Raw genomic sequence first — 1,793 nt, 5'->3', positions numbered from 1 at the left:
TGGTCGCGGGCAAAAAACGCGTCCCCAAACCGGCTGCGGGGATTACCGCCTTGCGCACATGCATTACAGAAGTCATGCCACTAGGGTAACTGAAATTCGCCTGTTTGCCGGGATACTGTTAGTCACACAGATACTTCATCCCTGCACAGGAACGGCATGACTACACCGAACAAGGCAGCATGGCGCACCTTACTGCGCACCCGGCGACGGGAAACGTTCGACGCCGCCGGGAACCTTACGGCGGCAGTGTCATCTACCGCCACCGTGGACCAGGAAGCAGTGGGCCGGGCCTTGGCCCGGACCGGGCTTGCTTTGCTGGACTCCCTGGGTGCCGGTGAGAGCGTATGTGCTTACGTTTCCATGGCCGGGGAACCACCCACTGATCAACTTTTGCAGATCCTGTTTGGCTCAGGACGGAAAGTTTATGTGCCCGTATGTGAGCCGTCACACCAGCTGTCTTGGACACCTTGGTACCCGGCAGTACCCATGGTTCGCAGCGCATTTGCTCCCGTCATGGAACCCGTTGGACCCCGCCTCCCCTTCGAGCGACTGGAAACAGTTTCAGCCATCCTCATCCCAGCGCTGGCCGTGGATCTCACGGGCGTGAGATTGGGCCAAGGTGGTGGGTACTATGACCGGTTCCTGCCTTCGAATACCACTGTTCCGGTCGCTGCGCTCGTGTATGGACATGAAGTCTTTCCTGCCGGGCAACTTCCCCACAACGAACTTGACGCTCCGGTGAATTATGCGCTCACTCCCAACCGATACCAGGCGCTGGGCACCCCTGCAGAGCCGCTTACCTAAACTCTGCCGTGTTCCCAGTGGAGCACGCACCGGCTGCCGGCACCGCGTCAGGCTGCGGGAATGAGCAGACGCCCAAAGCCGTTGTGCCTTGCGATGGTAGAATTAGCACTTGGGACCTTGGACTGCCAGCCACGTTACTGCCCGTCGCATGGTCCCCACGCATGCATACAGGAGGAAATTCAGTGCCCACATACGCTTACGCCTGCAAAGATTGCGGCCACGCCTTTGACATCCAACAGTCATTCACCGATGACTCTTTGACTGTTTGTCCCGAATGCCGCGGCAAGCTGCGCAAGAAGTTCAACTCCGTGGGCGTCGTATTCAAAGGCTCCGGTTTCTACCGTACCGATTCACGCTCCACCTCAAGTTCTGTCCCCGCAGCGGCTTCAAACGATCAGACCAGCGCAGCCAAGGCCACTTCTGCAGCAGCAGGCTCGACCAGCTCGGTTTCGAGTAGCTCAGTCTCTGCTGGTTCAGCCTCCGGCAACAAGGCCACCAAAACCCCCGCGACGGCAGCAAGCTAATCACTTCTCGCTGATTTCCGGTTGCCGGCTTCGCCACGGCCGGTTATTGCTTCCTTCACAAGCACCTCGCAGCGTACAGTGGCTCACAATTTGTCCACGGCCCCAGTGCCTGCCACCTACGTGGGCCTAGCGTTGCATTATGAAGCGCTCTCGCATTCCACCAACCCCTCCGCTCTATCCGGGGCCGGCTTGGCGGTCCCAGCCATGGACCGGCCCTCCGTCATCGCCCCTTGCCCGTCTACGCAGGCTGATCCTACGGCGCCGGCGACTCTTTGCCTCACTGCTCTTGTGCGCAGCAGCGGCCATAGCCGTCCAACAGCTGACACCCACAAGCCCGTCCACAACTTCAGTCATGGTCGCTTCCCGCGACCTTCCGGCAGGCCATGTTCTTAGCAGCGGAGACCTTGCCATCGCCGCACTCAGCCCCAAAATGGTACCCGACGGCGCACTGGCCGCACCCAATGC

3 protein-coding genes are annotated in these 1,793 nt (G+C 60.1%); all 3 read left to right on the top strand.

From position 1 onward, the window contains the following. The first annotated feature begins 156 nt into the window (after positions 1-156). Positions 157-804 carry a 5-formyltetrahydrofolate cyclo-ligase gene (locus Q4P21_RS16230; protein WP_303389755.1) on the top strand — a complete coding sequence of 216 codons (648 nt, stop codon included), beginning with the start codon at positions 157-159 and terminating at the stop codon, positions 802-804. A gap of 182 nt (positions 805-986) precedes the next feature. Further along, the gene (locus Q4P21_RS16225; RefSeq protein WP_303389754.1) at positions 987-1,328 is read left to right on the top strand and encodes an FmdB family zinc ribbon protein; all 342 of its coding nucleotides are present in this window, start codon (positions 987-989) and stop codon (positions 1,326-1,328) included. Between the two features lie 139 nt (positions 1,329-1,467). Then, on the top strand, positions 1,468-1,793 hold a 326-nt coding region (locus Q4P21_RS16365; RefSeq protein WP_369598909.1), incomplete at its 3' end, for an SAF domain-containing protein.

Source organism: Arthrobacter sp. (assembly GCF_030540645.1).
In the GTDB taxonomy this organism is placed as follows: Bacteria; Actinomycetota; Actinomycetes; order Actinomycetales; family Micrococcaceae; genus Specibacter.
This window is presented reverse-complemented; position numbering and strand designations above follow the sequence as displayed.